This is a genomic window from Chimaeribacter californicus, assembly GCF_002858675.1.
Classification (GTDB): domain Bacteria; phylum Pseudomonadota; class Gammaproteobacteria; order Enterobacterales; family Enterobacteriaceae; genus Chimaeribacter; species Chimaeribacter californicus.
The window spans coordinates 191,499-218,209 of the sequence record NZ_PJZF01000002.1; the positions used below are offsets into that span (position 1 = coordinate 191,499).

Annotated in this window: 23 protein-coding genes; 11 read left to right on the top strand and 12 right to left on the bottom strand. The window is 60.2% G+C overall.

Annotated features, from left to right (window positions below; all coding sequences use genetic code 11):
- Window positions 1-17: 17 nt before the first annotated feature.
- Window positions 18-833 carry a co-chaperone DjlA gene (gene djlA, locus CYR55_RS03870; protein WP_101814840.1) on the bottom strand — a complete coding sequence of 272 codons (816 nt, stop codon included), beginning with the start codon at window positions 831-833 and terminating at the stop codon, window positions 18-20.
- Window positions 834-1,014: 181 nt separating this feature from the next.
- On the opposite strand from djlA, the gene lptD reads away from it, so the two are divergent.
- The 6 genes from lptD (at window position 1,015) to apaH (ending at window position 7,754) form a co-directional block, all read left to right on the top strand.
- Complete coding sequence (gene lptD / locus CYR55_RS03875) at window positions 1,015-3,357, top strand: LPS assembly protein LptD (protein ID WP_101814841.1); 2,343 nt, start codon at window positions 1,015-1,017, stop codon at window positions 3,355-3,357.
- A 64-nt stretch (window positions 3,358-3,421) separates the two neighbouring features.
- Window positions 3,422-4,720, top strand: a complete 1,299-nt coding sequence (gene surA / locus CYR55_RS03880) for a peptidylprolyl isomerase SurA (RefSeq protein WP_101814842.1) — start codon at window positions 3,422-3,424, stop codon at window positions 4,718-4,720.
- A complete protein-coding gene (gene pdxA, locus CYR55_RS03885) occupies window positions 4,701-5,696 on the top strand; it encodes a 4-hydroxythreonine-4-phosphate dehydrogenase PdxA (RefSeq protein WP_101814843.1) in 996 nt (331 codons plus the stop codon). The genes surA and pdxA overlap by 20 nt, the downstream gene beginning before the upstream one ends.
- Window positions 5,689-6,525 carry a 16S rRNA (adenine(1518)-N(6)/adenine(1519)-N(6))-dimethyltransferase RsmA gene (gene rsmA / locus CYR55_RS03890; protein WP_101814844.1) on the top strand — a complete coding sequence of 279 codons (837 nt, stop codon included), beginning with the start codon at window positions 5,689-5,691 and terminating at the stop codon, window positions 6,523-6,525. Before pdxA ends, rsmA begins: the two co-directional genes overlap by 8 nt.
- Window positions 6,525-6,902 carry a Co2+/Mg2+ efflux protein ApaG gene (gene apaG, locus CYR55_RS03895; protein WP_101814845.1) on the top strand — a complete coding sequence of 126 codons (378 nt, stop codon included), beginning with the start codon at window positions 6,525-6,527 and terminating at the stop codon, window positions 6,900-6,902. The genes rsmA and apaG overlap by 1 nt, the downstream gene beginning before the upstream one ends.
- A gap of 3 nt (window positions 6,903-6,905) precedes the next feature.
- Window positions 6,906-7,754, top strand: a complete 849-nt coding sequence (apaH, locus tag CYR55_RS03900) for a bis(5'-nucleosyl)-tetraphosphatase (symmetrical) ApaH (RefSeq protein WP_101814846.1) — start codon at window positions 6,906-6,908, stop codon at window positions 7,752-7,754.
- Window positions 7,755-7,845: 91 nt separating this feature from the next.
- On the opposite strand, the gene CYR55_RS03905 is transcribed toward apaH, so the two are convergent.
- The 4 genes from CYR55_RS03905 to CYR55_RS03920 all read right to left on the bottom strand — a co-directional run bounded on the left by CYR55_RS03905 (window position 7,846) and on the right by CYR55_RS03920 (window position 11,894).
- A complete protein-coding gene (locus CYR55_RS03905; RefSeq protein WP_101814847.1) occupies window positions 7,846-9,741 on the bottom strand; it encodes a PhoX family protein in 1,896 nt (631 codons plus the stop codon).
- A gap of 156 nt (window positions 9,742-9,897) precedes the next feature.
- On the bottom strand, window positions 9,898-10,380 hold the full coding sequence (gene folA, locus CYR55_RS03910) for a type 3 dihydrofolate reductase (RefSeq protein WP_101814848.1): 483 nt from the start codon (window positions 10,378-10,380) through the stop codon (window positions 9,898-9,900).
- A 249-nt stretch (window positions 10,381-10,629) separates the two neighbouring features.
- Window positions 10,630-11,094 carry a threonine/serine exporter gene (locus tag CYR55_RS03915; RefSeq protein WP_165699520.1) on the bottom strand — a complete coding sequence of 155 codons (465 nt, stop codon included), beginning with the start codon at window positions 11,092-11,094 and terminating at the stop codon, window positions 10,630-10,632.
- Entirely contained in the window at window positions 11,091-11,894 is an 804-nt protein-coding gene (locus tag CYR55_RS03920; RefSeq protein WP_101814850.1) for a threonine/serine exporter family protein, read from the bottom strand. Before CYR55_RS03920 ends, CYR55_RS03915 begins: the two co-directional genes overlap by 4 nt.
- Before the next feature lie 129 nt (window positions 11,895-12,023).
- Here CYR55_RS03920 and CYR55_RS03925 point away from each other — a divergent pair, with 129 nt between their 5' ends.
- From CYR55_RS03925 to iadA, 4 genes are all read left to right on the top strand, one after another.
- The gene (locus tag CYR55_RS03925) at window positions 12,024-12,638 is read left to right on the top strand and encodes a LysE family translocator (protein WP_101814851.1); all 615 of its coding nucleotides are present in this window, start codon (window positions 12,024-12,026) and stop codon (window positions 12,636-12,638) included.
- Window positions 12,639-12,920: 282 nt separating this feature from the next.
- The gene (locus CYR55_RS03930) at window positions 12,921-13,574 is read left to right on the top strand and encodes a nucleoside recognition domain-containing protein (protein WP_101814852.1); all 654 of its coding nucleotides are present in this window, start codon (window positions 12,921-12,923) and stop codon (window positions 13,572-13,574) included.
- Between the two features lies 1 nt (window position 13,575).
- Window positions 13,576-14,037, top strand: coding sequence for a YjiG family protein (locus CYR55_RS03935; RefSeq protein WP_101814853.1), 462 nt, complete (start codon window positions 13,576-13,578; stop codon window positions 14,035-14,037).
- A gap of 9 nt (window positions 14,038-14,046) precedes the next feature.
- Window positions 14,047-15,210, top strand: coding sequence for a beta-aspartyl-peptidase (iadA, locus tag CYR55_RS03940; protein ID WP_101814854.1), 1,164 nt, complete (start codon window positions 14,047-14,049; stop codon window positions 15,208-15,210).
- Window positions 15,211-15,279: 69 nt separating this feature from the next.
- Here the strand turns inward: iadA and kefC are convergent, their stop codons facing one another.
- The 4 genes from kefC to CYR55_RS03960 form a co-directional block, all read right to left on the bottom strand.
- Window positions 15,280-17,133 carry a glutathione-regulated potassium-efflux system protein KefC gene (gene kefC, locus CYR55_RS03945; protein WP_101814855.1) on the bottom strand — a complete coding sequence of 618 codons (1,854 nt, stop codon included), beginning with the start codon at window positions 17,131-17,133 and terminating at the stop codon, window positions 15,280-15,282.
- Window positions 17,126-17,695 (bottom strand): glutathione-regulated potassium-efflux system oxidoreductase KefF, encoded by a 570-nt coding sequence (gene kefF, locus CYR55_RS03950; RefSeq protein ID WP_101815021.1) that lies wholly within the window; start codon window positions 17,693-17,695, stop codon window positions 17,126-17,128. Before kefF ends, kefC begins: the two co-directional genes overlap by 8 nt.
- A gap of 187 nt (window positions 17,696-17,882) precedes the next feature.
- Window positions 17,883-18,770, bottom strand: coding sequence for an EamA family transporter (locus CYR55_RS03955; RefSeq protein ID WP_101814856.1), 888 nt, complete (start codon window positions 18,768-18,770; stop codon window positions 17,883-17,885).
- Window positions 18,767-19,945, bottom strand: a complete 1,179-nt coding sequence (locus CYR55_RS03960; RefSeq protein ID WP_165699521.1) for an MFS transporter — start codon at window positions 19,943-19,945, stop codon at window positions 18,767-18,769. The genes CYR55_RS03955 and CYR55_RS03960 overlap by 4 nt, the downstream gene beginning before the upstream one ends.
- A 166-nt stretch (window positions 19,946-20,111) precedes the next feature.
- On the opposite strand from CYR55_RS03960, the gene CYR55_RS03965 reads away from it, so the two are divergent.
- Window positions 20,112-20,573, top strand: a complete 462-nt coding sequence (locus CYR55_RS03965; protein WP_101814858.1) for a winged helix-turn-helix transcriptional regulator — start codon at window positions 20,112-20,114, stop codon at window positions 20,571-20,573.
- Window positions 20,574-20,704: 131 nt separating this feature from the next.
- Here CYR55_RS03965 and carB read toward each other — a convergent pair whose 3' ends face one another.
- The 3 genes from carB to dapB all read right to left on the bottom strand — a co-directional run bounded on the left by carB (window position 20,705) and on the right by dapB (window position 26,390).
- A complete protein-coding gene (gene carB, locus CYR55_RS03970; protein WP_101814859.1) occupies window positions 20,705-23,935 on the bottom strand; it encodes a carbamoyl-phosphate synthase large subunit in 3,231 nt (1,076 codons plus the stop codon).
- Between the two features lie 18 nt (window positions 23,936-23,953).
- A complete protein-coding gene (gene carA, locus CYR55_RS03975; protein WP_101814860.1) occupies window positions 23,954-25,102 on the bottom strand; it encodes a glutamine-hydrolyzing carbamoyl-phosphate synthase small subunit in 1,149 nt (382 codons plus the stop codon).
- Window positions 25,103-25,568: 466 nt separating this feature from the next.
- Entirely contained in the window at window positions 25,569-26,390 is an 822-nt protein-coding gene (dapB, locus tag CYR55_RS03980; RefSeq protein ID WP_101814861.1) for a 4-hydroxy-tetrahydrodipicolinate reductase, read from the bottom strand.
- Window positions 26,391-26,711 lie beyond the last annotated feature (321 nt).

The window sequence follows — 26,711 nt, forward strand, 5'->3', positions numbered from 1 at the left end:
TACGTTACGCAACGGGCTTAGCGGAAACCTTTCTCGCGTTTGATCAGGTCATAGGCGGCCTGAATCGACTGCGCTTTCTGCTTCGCCATCTCCATCATCTCCGGCGGCAGCCCTTTGGCTACCAGCTTGTCGGGGTGGTGCTCACTCATCAGCTTGCGGTACGCGCGCTTGATGGTGGTGGCGTCATCCTCTTCCTTCACGCCCAGCACTTTGCAGGCGTCAGCCAGCGTCGGCCCCTGCGGCTGCTGGAAGCCACCGTGAGAGTACCTGCCCTGCTGCCCGCCGCCGAACTGCTGCCCGCCCTCCATCATGCGGAGGAACTGGTCGAACTGGCCACGCGAAATTCCCAGCTCTTCAGCAATCACATACAGCACCTGGCGCTCGTTCGGGTGCAGTTCACCATCATTGAATGCCACCTGCAGCTGGATCTCCAGAAACATGCGGATCAGATCAAAACGGCCGAAGCAGACGCTGCGCAGTTCACGCAGCCGCTCACGCAGCGGGAAGTTGCCCTCTTTGCCCTCACGGAACGCCTGCTGTGCCATGGTGCGCTGTTCGCCATGCAGGTTCAGGCGTTGCATAAACAGGTTGGCGGTCTGGATATCCGTTTCCGTCACGCGCCCCTTCGATTTGGACAGGTGCCCCATGACCTGGAAGGTGGTGCGGAAAAATACTGTCTGTCTTGTCTGCTGGTCGGCAAAGTAGCCACGGCTGCGGGTGGCCCGCGCCTTGTCAACCATATGGCCGATCAACAATCCTATTACTACGCCCCAAAAGCCCGCACCGGACATCAAGCCCAGTACAACGCCGAGCAGCTTTCCCCAATACTGCATATACTCCTCAATTCACATGCCGTTGCGTCAGATTTGCTTTATCATACCCGGCATTTATCCGGATGCCTAACGACGACAGACCCACGGCTGGATTTAACACTAGCGCAACGCTGATGAGTGATATAGTCTCTGACCGTTTGCCGGCATGACGCCTCTGATGACGGAACACCGAATACCGCGTATGAAAAAATGTCTCCCAACACTGCTGGCCACCATGATTGGCTCGGCACTCTACAGCCAGGGTGCGCTGGCCGACCTCGCTGAACAATGCATGATCGGCGTTCCCACCTATAATAAGCCGCTGGTAAAAGGCGACCCTAACACGCTGCCGGTCCATATCCAGGCCGACAAGAGTGAGGCCAATTACCCGGACAATGCGATTTTCTCCGGGAACGTCAATATCCAGCAGGGTAACAGTACGCTGACGGCTGACCAGGTCGAGCTGAACCAGACGCAGGTGGCAAACCAACCGGAGCCGACGCGCACCGTGACGGCCACCGGCAACGTCCATTACGATGACAACCAGATCAAGCTGAAAGGCCCGCGCGCCTTCTCCAACCTGAACACCAAAGACACCGACATGGATCAGGGCAACTACCAGATGGTAGGCCGCCAGGGCCGCGGTGACGCCGACAAGATGAAGATGCGTGACAGCAACCGCTACACCATCCTCGACAACGGCACCTTTACCTCCTGCCTGCCGGGTGACAACAGCTGGAGTGTGGTTGGTTCCGAGGTGATTCACGATCGCCAGGAAGAAGTCGCCGAGATCTGGAACGCCCGCTTCAAAATCGGCCCGGTGCCGGTGTTCTACAGCCCCTACCTGCAACTGCCGGTGGGTGACCGCCGCCGTTCCGGGTTCCTGATCCCGAATGCCAAGTTCGGCAGCAACAACGGCTTCGAGTTCATGTTGCCGTACTACTGGAACATCGCGCCCAACTTTGACGCCACGCTGACGCCGCACTACATCAGCAAACGTGGGATGCAGTTCCAGAACGAATTCCGCTACCTGACGACGCCGGGCGCGGGCCTGGTCGAGTTCGACTGGCTGCCGAGCGACAGCGAGTACCACAAAGATTACCCGGAAGACAGCAGCGACACCCGCTGGCTCTTCTACTGGCGCCACGCCGGGGTGATGGACCAGGTCTGGCGTTTCAACGTCGACTATCTGAAAGTCAGTGACTCGAAATACTTCACTGACCTCGACTCCACCTACGGTTCCACCACCGACGGCTACGCCACGCAGAAATTCAGCGTCGGCTATGCGGACACCCACTGGGATGTGAAACTGGCGTCGAAGCAGTTCCAGGTCTTTGCCGATTCCGGTAACGCCAACGCCTACCGTGCGCAGCCGCAGCTCGACATCAATTACTACCAGAATGACGTCGGCCCGTTTGACTTCAACATCTATGGCCAGGCGGTGAAGTTCACCAGCGTCAACCCGGACAACCCGGAAGCGACCCGTCTGCACATTGAGCCGACCATCAGCCTGCCGCTGGCCAATGGCTGGGGCAGCCTGAATACCGAAGCCAAATTGCTGGCCACGCACTACCAGCAGGATGTGCCGGACGACTTCAACACCAATAACAACCTGGCGCTGCGGGACAACGTCAACCGCACCATGCCGGAGTTCAAGACCGACGGCAAAATGGTGTTTGACCGCAGCATGACCTGGGCTGAGGGTTACACCCAGACGCTCGAGCCGCGTGCGCAATACCTTTATATTCCGTACCGCAACCAGAGTGACATCTACACCTACGACTCCACCCTGCTGCAATCGGACTATACCGGCCTGTTCCGTGACCGCAGTTACAGCGGCCTGGATCGCATCGCCTCGGCTAACCAGCTGGCGGCCGGTTTGACGTCGCGTATTTATGATGATGCTTTGGTTGAACGTTTTAACGTTTCTGCGGGTCAAATCTACTACTTCACCCAGCCGCGCACCGGCGACCCGAACTCCTCGCTTGATGAAAGCGACGATACCGGCAGCCTGGTGTGGGCGGGGGATACCTACTGGCGGATCGACAATAACTGGGGCTTACGCGGTGGGTTGCAGTATGACACCCGTCTCGATGCGGTGGCCCTGGGTGATGCAGTGGTGGAGTACCGGAAAGATGCGGAGCGGATGGTTCAGCTGAATTACCGTTACGCCAGCCCGGAATATATCCAGGCCACGCTGCCGAGTGTGCAGAACCCCGGTTACCAGCAGGGTATTTCCCAGGTAGGGATGACAGCGAGCTGGCCTCTGGCCGACCGCTGGGCTGTGGTGGCCGCTTACTACTACGATATTGAGGCAAAACAGCCGGCCGATCAGCTGATTGGGCTGCAATACAGCACCTGCTGCTGGGCCATCAACCTCGGGTATGAGCGCAAAATCACTGACTGGGACAACACGACCCAGTCAAGCCAGTACGATAACAGGGTGTCATTTAATATTGAGTTGCGCGGCCTGAGCAGTAACCATTCGCTCGGGACGGATGAGATGCTGAAGCAGGGTATCCTGCCGTATCAGCGTGCATTCTGATTAAGTGCAACTGCAAGATGTGTAAACTTTAACCCGCTATGCGGATGACAAAAATGGAAAAGGTATGAAGAACTGGAGAACGCTGATTCTCGGCTTGGCTATCTGTGCCAATACCGCGTTCGCAGCACCGCAGGAAGTTGACCGGGTCGCCGCCGTGGTGGATAACGGCGTCGTGCTGGAGAGTGACGTGGATGGCCTGATGCAGTCAGTGAAGATGAATGCAAAAGATGCCCGCCAGCAGTTGCCGGATGACAATACCCTGCGCCACCAGATTCTGGAGCGTCTGATCATGGACAACATCCAGTTGCAGATGGCGCAGAAAATGGGCATTACCCTGACCGACGCGGACGTTGACAAGGCGATCGCAAACATTGCCGCCCAGAACCGCATGAGCGTGGATCAGCTGCGCAGCCGCCTGGCCTATGACGGCCTGAACTATGGCACCTACCGCGCGCAGATCCGTAAAGAGATGCTGATCTCGGAAGTCCGTAACAACGAAGTTCGCCGCCGTGTGACCATCCTGCCGCAGGAAGTGGAATCGCTGTCGAAGCAGATCGCCGCCCAGAACGGCAGCAGTGCTGAATTCAACCTGAGCCACATCCTGATCCCACTGCCGGAAAACCCGACCCAGGATCAGGTCGATCAGGCAGAAGAGCTGGCGAAAAAGCTGGTGGCTGAAATCAACAGCGGTGCTGATTTCGGCAAACTGGCGATCACCTACTCCGCTGACCCGCAGGCGCTGAAAGGCGGCCAGATGGGCTGGGGCAAACTGGAAGAGCTGCCGACGCTGTTTGCTGAACGCCTGCAAACCGCGCAGAAAGGCCAGGTTGTTGGGCCGATCCGCTCTGGTGTGGGCTTCCACATCCTGCGCGTGAATGACATCCGCGGCAACAACCAGACGGTGTCGGTCACGGAAGTGCATGCCCGCCACATTCTGCTGAAGCCGTCCGTGGTGCTGACTGACGATCAGGCGCGCGCCAAACTCCAGGACGCACTTGAGCAGATCAAAAGCGGCAAAGCGGACTTCGCCACCCTGGCGAAACAGCTTTCACAAGATCCAGGTTCTGCCATGCAGGGCGGCGATCTGGGCTGGGCATCCCCGGACATGTACGATCCGGCCTTCCGCGACGCCCTGCTGAAATTGCAGAAAGGTGAGATCAGCCAGCCGGTTCACTCCAGCTTTGGCTGGCATTTGATTCAGCTGATGGACACCCGCCAGGTGGATAAAACCGACGCGGCCCAGAAAGACCGGGCATACCGGATGCTGTTCAACCGCAAATTTGCTGAAGAGGCACAAACCTGGATGCAGGAACAACGCGCCAGTGCCTATGTGAAAATCCTGGATGGCAATGCTCAACCGTAAACCTGTCGTCATTACGCCCGGCGAACCCGCCGGGATTGGGCCGGATCTGGTGATCGCCCTGGCTCAGCAGGCATGGCCTGTTGAGCTGGTGGTGTGTGCCGATCCGGCTTTGTTGTCTCAGCGCGCCGCCCAGCTCGGGCTGCCGCTGGCCTTGCGCACCTATCAGCCGGGCCGGGCGTTTACCCCGCAGGCCGGGGAGCTCTCCGTGCTGCCGGTGGCGCTGGCGGAACCGGCCGTGGCCGGTACGCTGAACGTCGCCAACAGCGCCTATGTGGTAGAGACCCTGGCGCGTGCCTGTGACGGCTGCCTGAACGGCGAGTTTTCCGCGCTTATCACCGGCCCGGTCCACAAAGGGGTGATTAACGACGCGGGCGTCGCCTTCAGCGGCCATACCGAGTTCTTTGCTGACCGCAGCGGCTGCGAACGTGTGGTGATGATGCTGGCCACCGAAGAACTCCGGGTGGCACTGGCGACCACCCACCTGCCGCTGAAAGCGGTGGCGGATGCCATTACCCCGCAAAGCCTGCATGAAGTGATCACCATTCTGGATCACGACCTGCGCACCAAATTTGGTCTTGCCCGCCCGCATATCTATGTGTGCGGCCTGAACCCCCATGCCGGCGAAGGCGGGCACATGGGGCGTGAAGAGATTGATACCATTATCCCGGCGCTGAACGCACTGCGTGAGTCCGGGATCCAACTGACCGGCCCGTTGCCGGCAGACACCCTGTTCCAGCCCAAATACCTGCAACATGCGGATGCGGTGCTGGCGATGTACCACGATCAGGGGCTGCCGGTGCTAAAATATCAGGGGTTCGGCCGCGCGGTGAATATCACCCTCGGCCTGCCCTTTATCAGGACCTCAGTTGACCACGGTACCGCTTTAGAGCTGGCCGGTTCCGGCAGCGCCGATGCCGGCAGCTTCAAAACGGCCTTAAACCTTGCCATTAAAATGATAACCAACAGTAATGAATAATCGAGTCCACCAAGGGCATTTTGCCCGCAAACGTTTTGGACAAAACTTCTTAAACGATCAGTTCGTCATCGACAGCATTGTGTCGGCCATTCACCCGCAGCCCGGCGAAGCCGTGGTGGAGATTGGCCCCGGCCTGGGCGCCCTGACCGAACCGGTCGGCGCACGCATGGACAAGATGACCGTTATCGAGCTGGACCGCGATCTGGCGGCCCGCCTTGAAGTACACCCGACGCTGAAAGACAAGCTGACCATCCGCCAGCAGGACGCCATGACGGTGGACTTCGCGGAAATGGCCGCTGAAGCCGGCCAGCCGTTGCGCGTGTTCGGTAACCTGCCGTACAACATCTCCACACCGTTGATGTTCCATCTTTTCAGCTATACTCAGGCGATCCGCGACATGCACTTTATGTTGCAGAAAGAGGTGGTCAACCGCCTGGTGGCCGGGCCAAACAGTAAAGCCTATGGCCGCCTGACGGTGATGGCGCAGTATTTCTGCAACGTGATCCCGGTGCTGGAAGTGCCGCCGACGGCCTTTACCCCGCCGCCGAAAGTGGATTCCGCCGTGGTGCGCCTGGTGCCGCACCGTGAGATGCCGCACCCGGTCGGCGATGTGCGCATGTTAAGCCGCATCACCACCCAGGCGTTTAACCAGCGCCGTAAAACGATCCGCAACAGCCTCGGCCACCTCTTCACGCCGGAGCAGTTGACTGAGCTGGGGATTGACCCCGGCCTGCGGGCGGAGAATATTTCGGTGGCGCAGTATTGCGCGCTGGCGAACTGGCTCTCCGCCAATCCGCCTTTGCAGCAGGAACCACAGGAGTCGCTGTAATGATTGAGTCGCCCCGCGTTTGCGTTCAGGTACAGAGTGTTTACATTGAGTCCCACTCCTTCCCGGAAGAGGATCGCTATGTGTTTGCCTATACCATCACGATCCGCAACCTGGGGCGTCATCCGGTGCAGTTGCTGCGCCGGTACTGGCTCATCACCAACAGCAATGGCGGCAAAATGGAAGTTCAGGGCGAAGGTGTGGTCGGTGAGCAACCGCTGATTGCGCCGGGCAATGAGTTCCAGTACACCAGCGGCGCCATTCTGGAAACCCCGCTCGGCACCATGCAAGGGCACTACGAGATGATCGACCAGAATGGCGAGCCGTTCCGTGTGGCCATTCCGGCGTTCCGTCTCGCCATTCCAACCATGATTAACTGATCTATGTCGACATACCTGATAGGCGATATCCACGGCTGTTACGATGAGCTGCGCGCGCTGCTGGCGCAGGTGGCATTTGATCCGGCCCATGACACCCTGTGGCTCACCGGTGACCTGGTCGCCCGCGGCCCGGACTCGCTGGACGTGCTGCGTTACGTGCGTTCCCTCGGCCCGGCGGTACGTATGGTGCTGGGCAACCATGACCTGCACCTGCTGGCGGTGTATGCCGGGATCAGCCGCAACAAGCCCAAGGATCGCATCACGCCGCTGCTGGACGCACCCGACGCCGATGAACTGATCAACTGGTTGCGCCGCCAGCCGGTGCTGCAAGTGGATGAGGAAAAACGCCTCGTGATGGCGCACGCCGGCATCACGCCGCAGTGGGATCTGGAGACGGCGCAACTCTGTGCGCGTGAAGTGGAAGCGGTGCTCAGCAGTGACAGCTATCCGCTGTTCCTGGATGCGATGTACGGCGACATGCCGAACAACTGGCTGCCGGAACTCACCGGCCTGGCGCGCCTGCGCTTCGGCACCAATGCGCTGACGCGGATGCGTTACTGCTTCCCCAATGGCCAACTCGACATGATCTGCAAAGATACGCCGGAGCACGCCCCTGCCCCGCTGAAGCCATGGTTTGCGCTGCCGAATCAGGTCACTGAGCAAGGCTATGCGATCATCTTCGGTCACTGGGCCTCGCTGGAAGGGCGCGGTACGCCGGAAGGGATTTACGCCCTCGACACCGGCTGCTGCTGGGGCGGTGATTTAACGCTGCTGCGCTGGGAAGATAAAACTTATTTCCATCAGCCTTCCCTGCGCCGGGCCGATCCCCACGCCGCGCCGAAAGCCTCCTGACTGCTCTTGGTTGAAACATAAAAGCCGCCGGGTTGCTGCCCGGCGGCTTTTTTTATGACGCGTTTTTTCTGGCGCGGTTCAGCCGTAAAGGCTACGCGCCGATGATGCCGCCATCCTCGCGGGTAATCATCAGGACGGACGAGCGCGGGCGCGGGCTGTTATCCGGGAAGTGGGAATCCTTCTCTTCACCCGGGTGCTGGATGTTCACAAACAGCGTGCGGTAGTCCGGGGTGAAGGCCACGCCGGTGAGTTCACAGGATTTCGGCCCCACCAGGAAACGGCGGATCTCGCCGCTTTTCGGGTCGCCGACCAGCATCTGGTTATTGCCCTGCCCCTGATAGTCATCCTTGTTGGTGTACTTGCCGTCAGTCAGGATCCACAAGCGGCCGTCGCGGTCAAAGCCCAGCCCATCCGGGCTGTTGAAGGTGTTTTCCGCCGTGATGTTCGGCGTACCACGGTTCACGCCCTGCGGGTGGGCAATCGGGTTGCCGCACAACGCGTACATGTCCCAGCGGAAATCCTCTGCGGTGGCGTCACCGCCCTCATCCCAGCGGATGATCTGGCCGTAGATATTGTCCGGGCGCGGGTTTGCCGCGTTCAGGGGCATTCCCTCGCCGCCACGCTTGCTGTTGTTGGTCAGGGTACAGTAAGCGCGTCCGTCATGCGGGTTCACCGCGATCCATTCCGGGCGGTCCATGCGGGTAGCGCCCACTTTGGCCGCCGCTTTCCGGGCGAAGATCACCACCTGCGCCGCATCCTGGAAGCCGTTTTCCGGCGTCAGGCCGTTCTCACCGAAACGCAGCGCCAGCCATTTGCCGGTGCCTTTCAGCGGCGTGCCGTTTGCATCGCCGTTGAACTGCGCGACGTAGAGCGTGCCCTCATCCAGCAGGGTGCGGTTATTGGCCGGGTTGGCGGTATCCACTTTGCCGTTGGAAACATATTTGTAGATGAACTCGCCGCGCTCGTCGTCGCCCATATACACCACCAGGCGGCCATCTTTCGCCACGGTCACGGCGGCGTTTTCATGCTTGAAGCGGCCGAGCGCGGTGCGTTTGATCGGCGTAGAGGCCGGGTCCATCGGGTCGATCTCGACGATCCAGCCAAAGCGGTTAAACTCGTTCGGGTTTTTCGCCACATCAAAGCGCGGGTCGAAATCGGGCCAGTTGCGCTCCGGCTCATCCGGCTTCAGGGTGTAGCGTTTCTGATCGGCCGTGGTGACATAGCCTGCCTGTTTGGTGCCGAAATAGGTGTCGAAGTTCTCTTCGCAGGTCAGGTAGGTGCCCCACGGGGTTTTGCCGTTGGCGCAGTTGCCGAAGGTGCCGAGCACTTTGGTGCCGCTCGGGTCCGCCTCGGTTTTCAGCAGCGCATTGCCGGCCGCCGGGCCGCTGAAGGTCATCGGCGTGGCGGCGGTGATGCGGCGGTTGTAGCGGGAGTCGATCACTTTTTCCCAGCGCGGGGAACCGGCAATCCGGCGCACTTCCACCACCGACACGCCATGCGCCGCCTGGGATTTGCGTACATCTTCCAGGCTGGTGGCTTTGCTGCCGCCGTGGGCGAACAGGTACTGTTCGTTGACGTATTCATTGTTGATCGCCATCACGCCGCGGTTTTCATCCAGCGGGAAGAAGCTCATGCCGTCATTGTTGTCACCGAACTGTTTCTCCTGATCGGCCGCGCTGTTGCCGCCGTTCGGGTCAAAGGCCGGGGCATCCGGGTGCAGCGGGTCACCCCAGGAGATCAGCACGTCCGCACGGTAGCCCTCGGCCAGCACCACCTTGTCTTCCGTGGACGCAGCGATGCCTTTGAAACCCAGCAGCGGGCTGCCGGTTACGCCTGCGGCCTGGCCGGCTGCCCAGCTTTTGCCGGGGAACGCGCCGATGCCGCCGAGGAAACCGGCCAGCCCGACGGCCCCGGCGCTGCCGAGCAGAAGTTTACGACGGGTGGGGTTAATCAGGCGATCGGCGTTCAGTTCAGTTTTGTCACTCATGCGAAATTCCCTATGCTTAATTGGCGCAGCCAGGCTGACGATGCGGGCCAGTGTAAACAGGGAAAGTGACAGGATTGTTACAAAAAACAAGAATTGTTACAGCGGGAAAAGCGTGGAAACAGGCGCGTGAAGGTCACGCGCCGGGGCAAACAGAGATTAACGGCGGTCGAGGATTTCGAAACAGTAGCTGTGGGAGTTATTGTCGTCTGCGTCGTGGAACTCGCTGAAGGTGCTCTCCCACTCATCCGGCTCGTAGTCCGGGAAATGGGTATCGCCTTCCACTTCCGCATCGATGTGCGTCAGGTAGAGGCGGTCTGCGCGCGGCAGGAACTGGGTATACACCCGGCCACCGCCAATCACCATCACTTCGGCAGCATCACCGGCGGCGGCGATCGCCCCGTCAACTGACGTCACCCAGGTAACGCCATCGTGGTCGCCCGGTTGGCTGCTGATAACGATATTGTGGCGCCCCGGTAACGGGCGTCCAATAGACTCAAATGTCTTGCGTCCCATAATTACCGGTTTGTTGAGCGTGTTACGTTTAAACCACGCCAAGTCAGCCGGTAAATGCCATGGCATGGCGTTTTCCATGCCAATAACGCGATCCACCGCCAGTGCAGCGATCAGGCTGATAATCATTGTTGAACCTTGTGTGTCGGAAAGTGTTGTCGTCGGAAAAAAATGTGTCACCGAAAAGTGCTGCCACTATACGGAAAGGGAGTAAGGCCGTCGATAGCGTTAATCACTCCGTAAGAATTTATAAGACAGCTCTTAGCGAAGCCGTCATTTTACCGTTTATTTCGCCACAAATAGTGACTTATTCGCGTGTTTCATCGTCTTTAAAGGCACACTTGACAGAATAAGATCGCCCTTACTACCCGGAAAGAGTTATACCCCCGGCCGCGTGCGATAGAGCCACAACCCCGGCAGTGACAGGCCAATAGAGAGCGCGCCGACGATAAACCCGGCCCGCAGGAAATGGGTCACCATCCGTGCCATCAGCGCCTCGCTATAGCCAACGCGGGCAATCTCCACCACGGAGATCATGGCGGTATAGGCGGAGATGCCGGGGAACATCGGGATCACCGCCGCCACGGTAAACACTTTCGGGTGTGCCAGCAACCAGCGTGACCAGTTAATGCCTATCACCCCGATCAACACCGCCGCCAGCAGGGAGGCCAGCTCAATATTCAGCCCGGCCTGCATCATCAGCAGCCGTGCGCCGTGGCCGGCCGCCCCCAACGCCGCGCAGTAGGGCAGCGCCCGCTGCGGCACGTTAAACACCATGGCGAACCCCAGCGCCGGAATCGCCGCCAGCACCATGTCTTCGAGTAACAGCAGTAACAAGTTCATGCCCACCCCGGCAGATCAAACAGCGCCATCGCCATCACCATGCCGATGCAGGTTGCCAGCGTCAGCAGGCTGGCCATCGCCCAGCGCGCCAGCCCGGTATTCACATGGCCTTTAAACATATCCGCCACCGCGTTAATCAGCGGAAAGCCCGGCACCAGCAGCAGCACGCTGGCGGCCATCGCCACGCCTGACGCGGCGTGCAGCGCCTCCAGCCGCAACAGCAAACCGGCAATCGCGGTCGCCACAAAGGCGGTCAGGCAGAAGTTGATCAGCGGGTTCATCTGCCGCGCAGTGAGCCACTGGCGCACCGCCATCGCGGTGCCGCTCGCCGCAAAGGTCACTGCCGCCGCGCTCCAGCCGCCGCCGTTCAGCCGGCAAAAACAGGCGCAGGAGCAGGCCACCATCAGCACCACCAGCCAGCGCGGGTAACGCAGCGGCCGGATGTTCGCCAGCCGTTTTGCTACGTCATCGCACTGCAACAGCTTGTGCTCCGCCAGGATCACGCAGTGCTGCACCTCGGTGACCACATGCATATTGATGCCGCGATCGCTATTGCGCCGGGTGGTGGTCAGGCAGTGGCCGTTGCTGAGGGTGGTCAGCACCACCGCATTGGCAGAGATGGCGCTCTCGACGGCGTCCATACCCAGCGCGATGCCGAGCCGGGCGGCGAGCTGTTCTACCAGCATACTTTCCGCACCGTGCTGAAGCAGCATCAGCGCGCACTGGATGCAGAGCCGGGTAATTTCCCGCTGTTGCGGGTGGGCCGTCACCGGGGGCGGCGACAGGGAAAGTGCGTGCATAACTGCCCCTTTATCCTTACAAACAAAAGGGAATTGTTATCACAGCGGGCACGAATAACCAATAAGCGTGATGCGAAATTCTGCCGGGAAGGCTATCATTCCGGTTTTCTGCTCCCGGCGTTGTAAATCATGTTAGAAACCTCTCTGTTTGTCGCGACCATCGCAGCCCTGGGGATGCTCTCCCCCGGCCCCGACTTTTTCCTGGTGATTAAAAACGCCGCCCGTTATCAGCGTTCCGCCGCGATGATCACCGCCCTCGGCGTGACCTGCGGCGTCGCGACCCACATGACCTACTGTGTGGCCGGGCTGGCGGTGGTGATCACCACCACGCCGTGGCTGTTCAACGTGCTGAAATATGCCGGTGCCGTTTACCTGATCTGGGTCGGCATCCAGGCGCTGCGCGCCAAAGGTGACAGCAAAATGAACCTCAGCCAGTTCAGCGCGCAGCCGGTGAGCCTGAAAACTGCCTTTCTTCAGGGCTATCTCTGCAACCTGCTGAACCCGAAGGCCACGCTGTTCTTCCTGGCGGTATTTACCCAGGTATTGCAGGTCAACTCCAGCGTGGGCGAGAAACTCTGGTACGCCGGGATTATCCTCGGCCTCTCCGCCGTCTGGTGGCCGCTGCTGGTGGTCTTGATCCAGAGCGAACCGGTGCGCCGCGGGCTGGCGAAAGCACAGAAGGTTATCGATCGTCTGCTCGGTGGCGTGCTGATCGCGCTCGGCATCAAAGTGGCCCTGAGCTGATCTCCCCCGGCGATGAGAAGCGGGCTGCGGCCCGCTTTTTTATTGCCCGCCGGTTACATTCTGTTATTCCCCCGGAAACCTCTCTCTCCCTGAACATTCAATCCGGCTTAACAATTGCGGCCGGAAAAGTTGCCCTCTGCCCCACTTTTCTTTGTCGCCTGCTGAAACGCCGCTTTTGTTGATCTCGCCCCGCCCTTTTCGCCAGTTCGCTGTTTTATGGTGCTTTTCCGGCCATTCTGCCGCACTGAACGATTAACTTCACCGCAACCGAGAGGGATATTCATGGAACCCGAGCAGCGCGCCGCGCGCGTAGGCTGGACGGCCTACCTGGCGTTTTTTATTACGATCATTTTCTTTTCCGGCCTGTTTTCCACCAGCACCGGCTGGTGGCGGGTCTTTGACTTCACCGTACTGAACGGCGCGTTCGGCAAGATTAACGAGGCGGGGCAGACGGCGGTCTCCTTCCGCGGCAGCGGCGGCACCGGGGCCAAAGAGGGCTTCCTGTTTGCGCTGGAGCTGGCCCCGTCGGTGATCCTCTCCCTCGGCATCATTGCCGTGACCGAAGGGCTGGGCGGCCTGCGCGCCGCGCAACAGCTGATGACGCCGATCCTGCGCCCGCTGCTGGGCATTCCCGGCATCTGCTCGCTGGCGCTGATCGCCAACCTGCAAAACACCGACGCCGCCGCCGGCATGACCAAAGAGCTGGCGGAAGAGGGGCTGATTACCGGTGAGGAAAAAGCGATTTTCGCCACCTTCCAGACCAGCGGCAGTGCGCTGATCACCAATTACTTCTCCTCGGGCGCGGCGCTGTTTACGGTGATTACCGTGCCGGTGATCACCCCGCTGGCGGTGATTTTGATGTTCAAATTTATCGGTGCCAACCTGCTGCGCCTCTGGATCCACAGCCTGGAGCGCCGCCGGGCGCAGGAGCAATAAGATGACGACTCAGGCACGTAAAAACGTCATGGAGATGTTTATTGACGGCGCGCGGCGCGGCTTCACCATCGCCACCACCAACCTGCTGCCGAATGTAGTGATGGCGTTTGTGATTATTCAGGCGCTGAAAGTCACCGGGTTGCTGGAGATGGTCGGCAACGTCTGCCGCCCGGTAATGGCGCTCTGGGGCCTGCCGGGGGAAGCGGCGGCGGTGTTACTGACCTCGCTGATGAGCATGGGCGGCGCGGTCGGCGTTTGCGCCAGCCTGGTGGTGGCCGGGGCGCTGACCGGGCATGATGCCACGGTGCTGCTGCCCGCCATCTATCTGATGGGCAACCCGGTGCAGAACGTCGGGCGCTGCCTCGGCACCGCCGCCGTGGACGCAAAATATTACCCGCACATCATTGCGGTATGTGTGATTAACGCGCTGCTCTCCCTGTGGGTGATGCAGGCGCTGGTCTAGGAGCCACCGATGGATCTTTCTGTAGCAGGCTTTATGTTATTGCGCGGCGCGGAGGTGTACAGCCCGGATGCGCTGGGGCAACAGGATCTGCTGCTCAGCGGCGGGAAAATTATCGCCATGGCGCCGCACATCGCAGATGACGTCGTTCCCCAGTGCGAGGTGGTGGATCTGCACGGCTACACCCTCTGCCCCGGCCTGATTGACCAGCATGTACACCTGATTGGCGGCGGCGGCGAGGCCGGCCCGCACAGCCGCACGCCGGAGATCGCCCTGTCGCGGCTGGTGGAAGCGGGCATCACCACCGTGGTGGGGCTGCTGGGCACGGACGGCATCACCCGCCACCCGGAATCGCTGCTGGCGAAAACCCGCGCGCTGGAGCATGAGGGGATCACCGCCTTTATGCTGACCGGCGCCTATGCGCTGCCCTCCCCCACGATCACCGGCAGCATCGCCCGCGATCTGACGCTGATTGATAAGGTGATTGGGGTGAAATGCGCGATCGCCGATCACCGCTCCTCTGCCCCGTCGGCGGCGCAGCTGGCAGAGATGGCAGCGCAGGCGCGGGTCGGCGGGTTGCTCGGCGGCAAGGCGGGCGTCAGCGTGTTCCATATGGGCAACAGCCCGCGCCTGCTGGCCCCGGTTTATGACATCCTGCGTGACAGCGACGTGCCGATCGGCAAACTGCTGCCGACGCACCTCAACCGCAGCGAACCGCTGTTTACCGCCGCGCTGGTGTTTGCGCATGACGGCGGCTTTATTGATTTCACCAGCGGCATTGAGCAACCGATCGATGCCGCCACGGCGGTGGCGCGGGCAGTGGCGGCCGCGGTGCCGCTGGCGCAGATCACCGTAAGTTCAGACGGCAACGGCAGCCAGCCGGTGTTTGACGCACAGGGCAACCTCACCGGCATCGGCGTCGGCGGCGTGGAGAGCCTGCCGCGCGCCCTGCGCATGCTGGTGCAGCAGCATCAGTTCCCGCTGGCAGACGCCCTCCGGCCGTTCACCTGCAATGTGGCGGCGTTTCTCGGGCTGGCAGATAAAGGCGCACTGCGGCCGGGGAGTGCGGCGGATCTGCTGGTGCTGACGCCGGAACTCACCATTCATCAGGTCTGGGCGAAGGGGAAACGGGTGGTCGATCAGGGTAAAGCCACGGTGAAAGGGACGTTTGAATAGAGAGTCTCTGAAAACCGGCAGTAAAAAGGCGGGCATCATGCCCGCCTTGTTTATGTACTCTTTCGCGCCTTATGCCGGGCGCGGGGTGTCGTCCTCGACCGGGATTTCCGCGTCTTCCGGGCGGCCCTGCCAGCCGGTACGCTGCTCCTGCGCCAGACGGGTGTGATCCATCGCCATGGCGTCAGTCAGCATCGCTTTCGCCCGCTGCATGCTGGCGATGCGGAACTCGGTGTCCTCGTAGTTCGGCAGCGTCTCCTCCAGCACCTTCAGGTTGTGCTCACGGAAGATGTCCGCTTTCTCCCGCGCCTCATACGCGCCGAAGCCAATCGCCTCCAGCGTATGCCGGGCGGTGCGCAGCGACCCTTCAAACAGCTCACGCTCCGGGGCTTCCACGCCGCGCAAGCGCAACTGGTAGTAGTGATCCACATCGCGCGCACGGGCGATGATCTTCAGGTGCGGGAAGTGCTCGCGCGCCAGATCGGTGAGTTGCAGGTTGGCATCCACGTCATCAATGGCGTTGATCAGCACTTTCGCCTGTGCCGCCCCGGCGGACTCCAGCAGCTCCACCCGCGTGGCGTCGCCGTAAAACACCTTGGTGCCGAATTTGCGCAGCGTCTCGACGTGATCCGGGTCGTGATCCAGAACCACCGCGTTGATGCCGTTGGAGAGCAGCATACGGCCGGTGATCTGCCCGAAACGGCCAAACCCGGCGATGATGACACTCGCATGTTCATCAATGGTGTCGGCCGGGCGCTGGTTGGCCGGTGCGGCTTTTTGCAGGCGTTTTGCCAGCACCAGCAGCACCGGCGTCACCGCCATGGAGAGCGCCACCGCCAGCGTCAGCGCTTTCGCCCAGTCTACCGGCAACACCCCGGCAGTCTGGGCGGTGCTGAACACCACAAAGGCGAACTCACTGCCCTGCCCAATCAGGATGGCAAACAGCGCGCGCTGCGCGCGCGGCACATTCAATACCGGGGCGATCAGCCACAACAGCGCGCCTTTCAGCAGCATAAAGCCGCCGAGCAGCGTGAGGATCAGCAGCGGGTGGTGGAGAAGCGTCCCGAAGTCGATCGACATCCCGACGCCGATAAAGAACAGCCCCAGCAGCAGCCCTTTGAACGGCTGGATGTCGCTCTCCAGCGCATGACGGTATTCCGAGCTGGCCAGCAGCACCCCGGCCAGGAACGCGCCCATCGCCATCGACAGTCCGGCCATCTCCAGCAGCACGCCAAAGCCGAACACCAGGAACAGGGCCACGGCGCTGAAGACTTCACGCATCCCCGATTTCGCCACAAAGTGCAGCAGCGGGCGGGTCACATAACGCCCCAGCAGCACCACCAGCGTCAGGGCCATCACTACTTTCCCGGCGGAGAGGGCAAACGCCGCCAGCGTGGTGCTGCCGCCGCTGGTGGCCAGCAGGGGGATCATCGCCACCAGCGGAATGGCGGCGATATCCTGGAACAGCAGCACCGCAAAGGCGCTGTTGCCGATCGGCGTGCCGGTCAGGTTACGTTCGCTCATCGCCTGCATGGCGATCGCCGTGGAGGAGAGCGCCAGCGTCAGGCCGATCAGCGCCGCCACCTGCCACGTCAGCCCCAGGAAGTAGCAGAACGCGCTGAGCAGCAGGCCGCCGCCCACCATCTGTAGCCCGCCGCCGCCGAATACCGCGACCCGCAGGTTCCACAGCCGTTTTGGGTCCAGCTCCAGGCCGATGATAAACAGCATCAGCACCACGCCGATTTCGGCGAACGTCAGGATCGATTCGGCATCAGAGACCAGCCGCAGCCCCCATGGGCCGATCAGGCAGCCGGCGATCAGGTAACCCAGCACCGATCCCAGGCCGAAACGTACCGCCACCGGCACAATCAGCGCGGCGGAGCCGAGGTAAATAAGCCCCTCCAGCATCATGTCATGGTTATCCATGCGTCCCCCCGGCCAGCGCGGCGGTAGATTCATTGGCGGCCTGCGGCAGCAGGTAAGCGGAAAGCTGGCTGTGGTAGCGGGCGGCCGCGGCCTCCAGCGTCACAGGGTCGCAGTTAAAGGTGCCGTGCAGCACAAAGGGCGGCTGCCACTGCATGCCGCAATAGAGCGCGGTGGCCTCCAGCGGCTGCGCCAGGGCGGCGAAGTCCGGAAAGTTGCCGAGTTCAAAGTGGTGGTGGTCCCCGCCGGTGGTCACCGCCCAGAGCGCCTTTTTGCCGCGCAGCGCGTGGCCGCCCTGCCCGTAGGCCCAGCCATGGGTCAGCACTTTGTCAAACCAGAGCTTCAATAACGGCGGCATGCTGTACCACTGCATCGGGTGCTGCCAGACCACCAGCGAGGCACGGCTCAGCGCCTGCTGTTCAGCCTCCACATTCAGCGCGAAATCGGGATAGAGATCGTAAAGCGATCTCACTTCAACCTGATCCAGCTCGCCGGCCGCCTGAATCAGGCGCTTGTTAGCGTGCGAGTGCTGCGGATAGGGGTGGGCATAAATAATCAGGATCATAGGGATCTCACTGCAAAGCGTGTGCTTCAGGTCGTGGTCACGGGAACAGGCCCCGTTGCCGCCGCCTTTCGGAAACAGGCATTCTACGGGGTTAACCCGGTGTGAGAAATGGGAAAAAAGAGAAACGCGGGCCACAGGCGGCGGGTGCATAAAGACGCGCCGCGCTGAATGCTTAACGGCCTTCAGGCTACCCGGTGCGCAATTCTGCAAAAAAATGCGTCAGCCGCCGGCCATACAACCCGACAACCAACCCAGAAATAATCAGCAGCAGGGCGAGGATTTTTACCGGCGAAAGCGTTTCCCCCACTATCACCATGGAACCCAGAATCCCAAACACCGGCACCAGCAACGACAGGGGGGCCACGGTGGACACCGGGTATTGCTTAAGCAGGGAATTCCATACCCAGTAGCCGAACAGGGTATTGGGATAGACCTGAAACAGCACTGACAACACGGCGCGCGCGTCCATGTGGCTGACCAGCGATATATAGCCGCGGGTGCCGTTGGCCAGCCAGTCCAGCAGAAAGAGGGGAACCGGCGCAAAGGCGCTCGACCAGACCAGAAAGGCAAATACCTGCCTGGTGCCCGCCTTCTTGTTAATGATGTTGGCGATACTCCAGGCGATGGCCCCCGCCAGCACCAGCAGCATACCGGAGAAGGTCACGGAACCATCAGTGATGAAAACAATGCTCAGTAATCCCCCGCAGGCAATCATGAACCCGGCGATTTGATAACGGCTGAGGCTCTCTTTCAATACCAGGCGGCCCAGCAGCAGGGTAAAAAAGGCGCTGAATTGCAGCAAGAGTGACGCGATCCCTGCTGAAAGCCCGGTTCTGATCCCCAGGTTGACCAGCCCCCACAGGCCAATGCCAAACACCAGACCATAGCTGATGATGTAGCGCCATGGGACATCCGGTTTTTTGATAAACAGCAGGAGTGGTAACGCGCATAGCGTGAAGCGTATGCCTGCCAGCGTGAAGGGCTCCACCGAACTCAGCCCCAGCTTGATAACTGAAAAGTTAATGCCCCAGATTGCCGTTATCAGAACGGCGAGCAACAGATGATGTAATTTCATGATTGACGGGATCCTGCCCAGAAGAGAAAAGCACAGGCACTCACGAGTGCCCCCGCGAAGCAGACTGACTGCCACCCCCAGCGCGCATAAAGCGCCGTTGCGGTAATGGCGCCCAGTGCGCTGCCCACCGAATAAAAACACATATAGGCGCCGACCAGACGGCTCGCCGCGTCCGGCCTGGCCGCAATCAGGATGCTCTGGTTGGTCACATGGATGGTTTGCACCGCGAAGTCCAGCGTGATGACGCCGATGAGAAGCCACAGCAAAGACGTTTCGGTATAAGCGATGGGCAGCCACGAGAGGGTCAGCACCGCCAGCGCCGTGCCGGTCGCACGCTGCCCCTTGCCTCTATCTGCCCATAAACCCGCTCTTGACGCCGCCAGCGCACCGGCAATGCCCGCTAATCCAAACAGGCCTATCTGGGTATGTGACAACGACATGGCACTGAGCGGCATGACCATCGACGTCCACAGCATGCTGAAAGCAGCAAAGATAAGCAGGGCAAAAAGCCCCCGCGTCCTCAGCTGAGGTTCAGTGATAAACAGGCGGAAAACTGACAGCAGCAGGGAAAGATAGGCAGGCGTTGGCGTCCGGGGCGGGGTAGACGGCATCACTTTGCCCAGTAAACAGGCGACGAGCAACATCAGGCCGGCCGCCGTCAGGTAAACCACCCGCCAGCCGGCGAGATCGGCAATCGTTCCTGAGATAAAACGGGCCAGCAGGATCCCCAGCACAATGCCGCTGGTCACCGTGCCGACCACCTGCCCGCGCCGCTGGGGAGCCGCCAGCGTCGCAGCCCAGGCCACCATGAGTTGCACCACCACCGCCATCAGGCCGGTAAACAACATCGCGCATAACAGGGTTGCCAGATTTTGTGATAACCCCGCCGCTGCCAGCGCCAGCACGGAAAGTAACAGATGAGTGATAACCAGGGTTTTTCGGTTTACCCGATCGCCAAGCGGCACCAGAAAGATCAACCCGGCTGCATACCCCGCCTGGGTAGCGGTGATGACGCTGCCTATCGTGCCGGGCGGCACCTTCAGGCTGGCTGACATCGATTCCAGTAAAGGCTGAGCCGAATAGACATTGGCCACCGCCAGGGCACTCGTGAGGGAAAACAGAAAGGTTATCCGCGGGGTAAGCACCGGGGCCTCTGCCAAAGCGATCTTTTCCATAGCCTCCGCATGTGTATCTGCCTTCCTGTCCATCGTCACGCCCTTATCTGGTTTTTTTTTGAAACTACATGCCCCATAGAATTACCCTCAGTGGTTTTTTTTTGCAACTTCTTTTGGTGAGGATTATGCTGGCGTCAATAAACGGGCAAACGGAGAGCAAAAACAGATGGCAAAACAGGAATCGCTCAGAACCAGCGAATGCCCCGTCGCCAGGACGTTAGAGTCCATTGGTGAACGCTGGTGTCTGATGATCATCCGTGAGGCGTTTGACGATGTGCGCAGATTCAGTGAGTTTCAAAAGAATCTGGGCCTGGCGAGAAATATTCTGGCTTCCCGCCTGAAACTGCTGGTTGATATCGGTGTGTTTGAGATCTGCCCCGCGTCAGATGGCAGTGCGTACAGCGAATATGTCCTGACCGAAAAGGGTCGTTCCGTCTTCCCGATTGTGGTGGCCATACGGCAATGGGGGGAGCGCTATATGTTTGAGCAGGGCGAGACACATTCTGTGCTGCTGGATAACGCCTGCGGGCAGCCAGTGCAGCCGCTGGAAGTGCGTTCACTTCACGGGCATAAACTGGAACCCGGCGATTGCCATCGCCAGCGGGTGATGGCAGGCAAAAAAGCGTGATATGCCCTTTGGATTACGCGGCAGGGCCGGGCACGATGCCCCTTCCCGCCTGGCCGCAATAGTGATGCATTGACGGTACAGGCATAAAAAAACCCCACGTTGCCGTGGGGTTTTTGCTGAGGTGACTAAAATCAGCCTTTAATCAGCGCGTGCATCTCTTGCACTGAGATCACCTGCTCTGTCGGGTCGGTGCTCAGCGCCATCGCGGTGGCAAAGCCGCCGTTCAGCGTGGTGTCGTAGTGCACCTTATATTGCAGGGCGCTGCGGCGAATCAGCTTGGAGTCCTCAATCGCCTGACGCCCGGCGGTGGTGTTAACGATGTAGGTGTACTCGCCATTCTTGATGCGATCCTGAATGTGCGGGCGGCCTTCATGCACCTTGTTGACCAGGCGCGGGTTGATGCCCGACTCGCCCAGCACCACGGCGGTGCCGTGGGTGGCGTCCAGCTCGAAGCCGCGTTTCAGCAGCTTGGCGGCCAGATCCACCACGCGGGATTTATCCCCCTCGCGCACCGACAGCAGCGCACGGCCGCTTTTCTTCATGTTCATGCCGGACTGGCTGCCGAGCATCGCTTTGCCGAAGGCTTCCGCGAAGGTGCGGCCGACGCCCATCACTTCACCGGTCGAACGCATTTCCGGCCCGAGGATCGGGTCAACACCCGGGAACTTGTTGAACGGCAGCACCACCTCTTTCACCGAGTAGTACGGCGGAATCACTTCTTCCGTCACGCCCTGCTCAGCCAGGGTTTTACCGGCCATCACCCGCGCCGCCACTTTCGCCAGCGGCACGCCGGTGGCTTTGGAGACGAACGGCACCGTACGCGCCGCACGTGGGTTCACCTCAATCAGGTAGACCTCGTTGTCTTTCACCGCGAACTGCACGTTCATCAGGCCGCGCACGCAGAGCTCGAAGGCCAGCTTCTCAACCTGCTGGCGCATCACATCCTGAATCTCTTTGCTCAGGGTGTAGGCCGGCAGGGAGCAGGCGGAGTCACCGGAGTGGACGCCTGCCTGTTCGATATGCTCCATGATGCCGCCAATCAGCACCCGCTCGCCGTCGCAGATGGCGTCAACGTCCACTTCCACTGCGTCATCCAGGAAGCGGTCAAGCAGCACCGGCGCGTCATTGGAGACCGACACCGCATTCTGGAAGTAGCGCTTGAGGTCGATTTCGTCATAGACGATTTCCATCGCCCGGCCGCCCAGCACGTAGGAGGGGCGCACCACCAGCGGGTAACCCAGCCCGGCGGCTTTTTCGACCGCCTGTTCAATGGTGGTCACGGTGGCGTTGGCCGGTTGCTTCAGGCCGAGGCGGTTGACCGCCTGCTGGAAGCGCTCACGGTCTTCTGCACGGTCAATCGCGTCCGGGCTGGTGCCGATCACCGGCACACCGGCTGCTTCCAGCTCGCGCGCCAGTTTCAGCGGGGTCTGGCCGCCGTACTGCACAATCACGCCTTTCGGCTGCTCGATGCGCACAATTTCCAGCACATCCTCCAGCGTCACCGGCTCAAAGTAGAGGCGGTCAGAGGTGTCGTAGTCGGTGGAGACGGTTTCCGGGTTGCAGTTGACCATGATGGTTTCATAGCCATCTTCACGCAGCGCCAGCGAGGCGTGTACGCAGCAGTAGTCGAACTCGATACCCTGGCCGATACGGTTCGGCCCGCCGCCCAGCACCATCACTTTCGGGCGGTCGTTGGTCGGGTTGGATTCGCACTCTTCCTCATAGGTGGAGTACATGTAGGCGGTGTCGGTGGAGAACTCCGCCGCACAGGTATCCACGCGTTTGTAGACCGGGTGCAGGTTGTATTTGTGGCGCAGCTTGCGGATTTCCCCTTCGGAGACACCGGCCAGTTTGGCCAGGCGCGCGTCGGCGAAGCCCTTGCGTTTCAGGGTGCGCAGGAAGTCGGCGCTCAGCACGCTGGCCCCGCCCTCTTCCACTTGCTCTTCCAGCCGCACCAGCTCCTCAATCTGCACCAGGAACCAGCGGTCAACGTTGGTGAGGTTGAAGACGCCGTCTACCGACATCCCGGCGCGGAAGGCGTCAGCGATGTACCAGATGCGATCCGCACCGGCGTCTTTCAGCTCGCGGCGGATCTTGGTCAGGGCTTCCGGATCCTCCAGGCTCACCATCGGATCAAAGCCGGTTTTGCCGACTTCGAGGCCGCGCAGCGCTTTTTGCAGCGACTCCTGCTGGGTGCGGCCGATGGCCATCACTTCACCCACTGATTTCATCTGGGTGGTCAGGCGGTCGTTGGCACCGGCGAACTTCTCAAAGTTGAAGCGCGGGATCTTGGTGACGACGTAGTCAATCGACGGCTCGAACGAGGCCGGGGTGCGCCCGCCGGTGATGTCGTTCATCAGCTCGTCCAGCGTGTAGCCCACCGCCAGCTTGGCCGCGACTTTGGCAATCGGGAAGCCGGTGGCTTTCGAGGCCAGCGCCGAGGAGCGCGACACACGCGGGTTCATTTCGATGACGATCAGGCGGCCGTTTTTCGGGTTCACCGAGAACTGTACGTTGGAGCCGCCGGTTTCCACGCCGATCTCACGCAGTACCGCCATCGAGGCGTTACGCATGATCTGGTACTCTTTGTCGGTCAGCGTTTGCGCCGGGGCCACGGTGATGGAGTCACCGGTGTGGATGCCCATCGCATCGAAGTTTTCGATCGAGCAGACGATGATGCAGTTGTCATTTTTGTCACGCACCACCTCCATCTCATACTCTTTCCAGCCAATCAGCGACTCATCAATCAGCAGCTCTTTGGTTGGGGAGAGGTCGAGGCCGCGTTCGCAGATCTCTTCAAACTCTTCGCGGTTATAGGCGATGCCGCCACCGGTGCCGCCCATGGTAAAGGAGGGGCGGATGATGCACGGGAAGCCGACGTCAGCCGCCACGGCCAGCGCCTCTTCCATGTTATGCGCGATGCCGGAACGGGCGGTGTCCAGGCCGATTTTCTTCATTGCCTGGTCAAAGCGGCGGCGGTCTTCCGCCTTGTCGATGGCGTCTGCGGTGGCACCAATCATGGTGACGCCGAACTCTTCCAGCACGCCCTGGCGCTCCAGCTCCAGCGCACAGTTCAGCGCCGTCTGGCCGCCCATGGTCGGCAGCACCGCATCCGGGCGCTCTTTTTCGATGATTTTGCGCACCACTTCCCAGTGGATCGGCTCGATGTAGGTGGCATCGGCCATTTCCGGGTCGGTCATGATGGTGGCCGGGTTGGAGTTCACCAGAATAACGCGGTAACCCTCTTCACGCAGCGCCTTACACGCCTGCGCGCCGGAGTAGTCAAACTCACATGCCTGGCCGATAACAATCGGGCCAGCGCCGAGGATCAGGATGCTTTTTATGTCGGTACGTTTTGGCATGGCTGTTATGGCTCCTGATTATTTGGCGGTGGAACGGTAAGTCTTGATCAAGTCGATAAAGTGGTCGAACAGCGGTGCGGCATCGTGCGGGCCGGGGCTGGCTTCCGGGTGGCCCTGGAAGCTGAAGGCCGGCTTGCTGGTGTGGTGGATGCCCTGCACCGTGTGGTCGAACAGCGAGGAGTGCGTCACGCGCAGCGTCGGCGGCAAGTCCTCTTCATCCACCGCAAAACCGTGGTTCTGCGCGGTGATCATCACCGTGTTGTTGTCCCAGTCTTTCACCGGGTGGTTGCCGCCGTGGTGGCCGAGCTTCATCTTGCGGGTTTTCGCGCCGCAGGCCAGCGCCAGCAACTGGTGGCCGAGGCAGATGCCGAACACCGGCACGTCCGTTTCCAGGAAGCGCTGGATCGCCGCGATGGCGTAGTCGCACGGTTCCGGGTCACCCGGGCCGTTGGAGAGGAACACGCCGTCCGGGTTCATCGCCAGCACCTCGTCGGCCGGGGTCTGCGCCGGGACAACCGTCAGGCGGCAGCCGCGATCCACCAGCATCCGCAGGATATTGCGCTTCACGCCGTAGTCGTAGGCCACCACGTGGAACGGCAGCTCAGCCGCCTCGGCCGCTTCCGGCAGGCCGCCTTCCAGCGCCCAGCTGCCCTGCTGCCAGCTGTAGCTCTCGCGGGTGCAGACCTCTTTCGCCAGGTCCATGCCTTTCAGGCCCGGGAAGGCTTTGGCTTTTTCCAGCGCCAGCGCGGCGTCTACCGTGTCACCGGCGATGATGCAGCCGTTCTGCGCGCCCTTCTCACGCAGCAAGCGCGTGAGTTTACGGGTATCGATGTCCGCGATGCCGACAATGTTGAGGCGCTTGAGGTAGTCGGAGAGGTTTTCTTCATTACGGTAGTTGCTGGCAATCAGCGGGAGGTCGCGGATAACCAGGGCTTGCGCATGAACAGTGGAGGATTCTTCATCGGCGGCGTTGGTGCCGACATTGCCGATATGGGGATAAGTAAGGGTGACGATCTGGCGGGAATAGGAAGGATCAGTGAGGATTTCTTGATAACCGGTCATCGACGTATTGAAGACCACTTCCCCCACTGCCGTACCTTCGGCCCCAATGGCCCGACCGTGGAATTGGGTTCCGTCTTCCAGAACCAACAGCGCTGACTTAATCAAAGCATCCTCCAGGAATAATCAATCACATTATTTGCATATTAATTCAGAACAGACGCGCTAAATCAATGCAAAAATCGCTGCAAGAGCTAATTTTCGGCAAATTGCGCGCATTCTAATGAGGGCGATCCCCTTTGTCTACCCACACGGCCCTTTTTTGTTATGTTTTCTCACCATTCAGACAAATTACCTCTTATTCGCGTCAAAAGCACCGGATAAGTCGGGGGAGTAAACGGTTGCGAGTCACCCAGCAGAAAGAAAGGGCAGGAAAACGCCGGATGTGGATGATTTTTATACTAACAAGTAAGTGCGCGGCGCACCAAGATGAGGAAAAGTGTCATTAATAGAGGCGATAATAAAAATAAGCATTGTAACGCCCATTTTTACAGTAAAAAAAAGGGCAATCAAGGAATTGCCCGGCAATCAAAGAAGTATGATCAAAAAACCACATCACGATGGTTTGGGAAAGCTATAACGCATGCAGATTAAGCACATCCCGCATGTCATAAAGTCCATTTTTCTGGCCTGATACCCAGGAAGCCGCGCGAACCGCGCCATTGGCAAAGGTCATCCGGCTGGAGGCCTTGTGGGTAATCTCCACCCGCTCGCCGATATCTGCAAACATCGCGGTGTGTTCACCGACGATATCCCCGGCGCGCACGGTGGCAAACCCGATGCTTTTTGGGTCACGTTCGCCGGTATGGCCTTCACGCGCGTAGACCGCGCACTGTTTCAGATCGCGGCCCAGCGCGTCGGCAATCGCCTCGCCCATCGCCAGCGCGGTGCCGGAGGGCGCATCCACTTTGTGACGGTGGTGCGCTTCCAGAATTTCGATGTCGGTGTAGTCACCCATGATTTTGGCGGTTTTTTCCAGCAGCTTCAGCACCACATTAACGCCAACGCTGAAGTTGGCCGCAAACACGATGCCGATGTCGTCAGCCGCTTGTTTAATCGCGCTTTTTCCGGCGTCGTCAAACCCGGTGGTGCCGATCACCATGCCTTTGCCGTGCCGGCGGCAGGCTTCCAGATAGGCCAGGGTGGCTTCCGGGCGGGTAAAGTCGATCAGGATGTCAAAAGCGTTCATCACGGCGTCCAGGCTGTCGCTGATTTTCACACCCAGCGCGCCGACCCCAGCCAGCTCACCCGCATCCACGCCCACCAGCGACGAACCGGGGCGGGCCAGCGCGGCACCCAGTACTACGCCGTCGGCCTGCTGCACGGCCTGAATCAGTTGTCGGCCCATCCGGCCGCCCGACCCCGCAATCGCAATGCGGATATCAGAATTATGCATACATTCTCTCTTCTGTTTTTCTCATTCGCCGTGAATCTCCTTCAGGGTAGCTACGCCCTCTCGTCACAGCCAGATAAATTCTCGGATAATAAGAAATTTATGATATAGGCTTGTTAACATCAGTAAAATCTATCCCTATGATGTTAAAAGATTAGGCAAAAACCGGCATAAATGTGTGATTTTTAACCAGCCACGCCGCCGGTTTTGTCCATGCATGATCTTCGCATAGTCATGCATTTTCAGCCAGCGTGCCGCACCGCCGGTTGCCGCCGGAATGATCCGATTCCGCCAGCGCCGGTGGGGGCTTCCGGCTACGCTAAG